The sequence below is a fragment of the Aquipuribacter hungaricus genome (genome assembly GCF_037860755.1).
GTDB lineage: Bacteria > Actinomycetota > Actinomycetes > Actinomycetales > JBBAYJ01 > Aquipuribacter > Aquipuribacter hungaricus.
The window spans coordinates 1-1,819 of the sequence record NZ_JBBEOI010000396.1 but is presented as its reverse complement, the minus strand read 5'-3'; the positions used below and the strand labels follow the sequence as shown (position 1 = coordinate 1,819).

Sequence of the window (1,819 nt, the reverse complement as noted above, 5' to 3'; positions counted from 1 at the left end):
GGCCGGGGCAGCGCCTCCGCCGGGACCGACGAGGGCGACGCCGACAGCGACGACGGCGACGCGCCGGACGACGCCGACGGCCCCGACGACGCGGGCACCACCGGTCCCGACGCCGGTCCCGCCGGGGCGCCCCTCGTCGACGAGGACGTGGACGACGAGGACGCCCCCGAGGGCGACGAGGACGAGGGCGACGAGACCGACGACGACGACGCGGGCTCGCGCTCCTCCCGCCGCCGTCGCCGCCGCCGTCGCCGTTCCGGGGGCGGGGAGGCCGACCTGGTCGCCGACCCCGACGACCCGCCGGGCACGGTCGTGCGCATCCGCGAGTCGCGGGTCGACGAGGTGACCAAGGTCAAGGGCTCCACCCGCCTGGAGGCCAAGCGCCAGCGCCGCCGCGACGGGCGCACGACGTCCCGCAAGCGCACCGTCATCACCGAGGCGGAGTTCCTCACGCGGCGCGAGAGCGTCGACCGCACGCTGCTCGTCCGCGAGGGCGAGGACCGCACGGAGATCGCCGTGCTCGAGGACGGCGTGCTGGTCGAGCACCACGTCACGCGCGCCAGCCAGCAGTCGATGATCGGCAACGTCTTCCTCGGCCGGGTGCAGAACGTGCTGCCGAGCATGGAGGCGGCCTTCGTCGACATCGGCCGCGGCCGCAACGCCGTCCTCTACGCCGGCGAGGTCAACTGGGACGCCGTCGGGCTGACCACGGGCGCCCAGCGCAAGATCGAGGACGCCCTCAAGCCGGGCGACCCGGTCCTCGCGCAGGTGTCCAAGGACCCGGTCGGGCACAAGGGCGCGCGCCTCACCGCGCAGGTCTCGCTGCCCGGCCGCTACCTCGTCTACGTGCCGGGCTCGTCGATGACCGGCATCAGCCGCAAGCTGCCGGAGACCGAGCGCGCCCGCCTGAAGAAGGTGCTGCGCCGCGTGGTCCCCGAGGACGCCGGCGTCATCGTCCGCACCGCCGCCGAGGGGGCCAGCGAGGCCGAGCTCGAGCGCGACGTCGCCCGGCTGCAGGCGCAGTGGGAGGACATCGAGCGCAAGGCGTCCGCCGTCCAGGCGCCGGCCCGGCTCTACAGCGAGCCGGACCTCGCGATCAAGATCGTGCGCGACGTCTTCAACGAGGACTTCACGCGGCTCGTCGTGTCCGGCGACGAGACCTGGGAGACGCTCGACGGCTACGTCCGCCACGTCGCCCCCGACCTCGCCGGGCGGATGTCCCGCTGGGCGCCCGAGGAGGGGGCCGAGCAGGACCTGTTCGTCTCCCACCGCATCGACGAGCAGATCGCCAAGGGCCTCGACCGCAAGGTGTGGCTGCCCTCGGGCGGCTCGCTGGTCATCGACCGCACCGAGGCCATGACGGTCGTCGACGTCAACACCGGCAAGTACACCGGCAACGGCGGCAACCTCGAGGAGACCGTCACCCGCAACAACCTCGAGGCCGCCGAGGAGATCGTCCGCCAGCTCCGGCTGCGCGACATCGGCGGGATCATCGTCGTCGACTTCATCGACATGGTGCTGGAGAGCAACCGCAACCTCGTCCTCCGGCGCCTCGTCGAGTGCCTCGGCCGCGACCGCACCAAGCACCAGGTCGCCGAGGTCACCTCGCTCGGGCTCGTCCAGCTCACCCGCAAGCGGGTCGGCTCGGGCCTGCTGGAGTCCTTCAGCACGGTGTGCGAGCACTGCCAGGGCCGCGGCCTGGTCACCCACGCCGAGCCGGTCGGTGCCGGCAACGAGCTCCCGGCGGGCCCGGGGGACACCGGCGGGCGCGGTCCCGGCGGCGGCGGCTCCGGCCCCGGCGGCGGGTCCGGCCAGGGCG

General features: G+C 74.3%; 1 protein-coding gene. It reads left to right on the top strand.

All coding sequences use genetic code 11. From position 1 onward, the window contains the following. The coding region (locus tag WCS02_RS20085; RefSeq protein ID WP_340296072.1) for an Rne/Rng family ribonuclease at window positions 1–1,819 on the top strand (1,819 nt) is incomplete at both ends.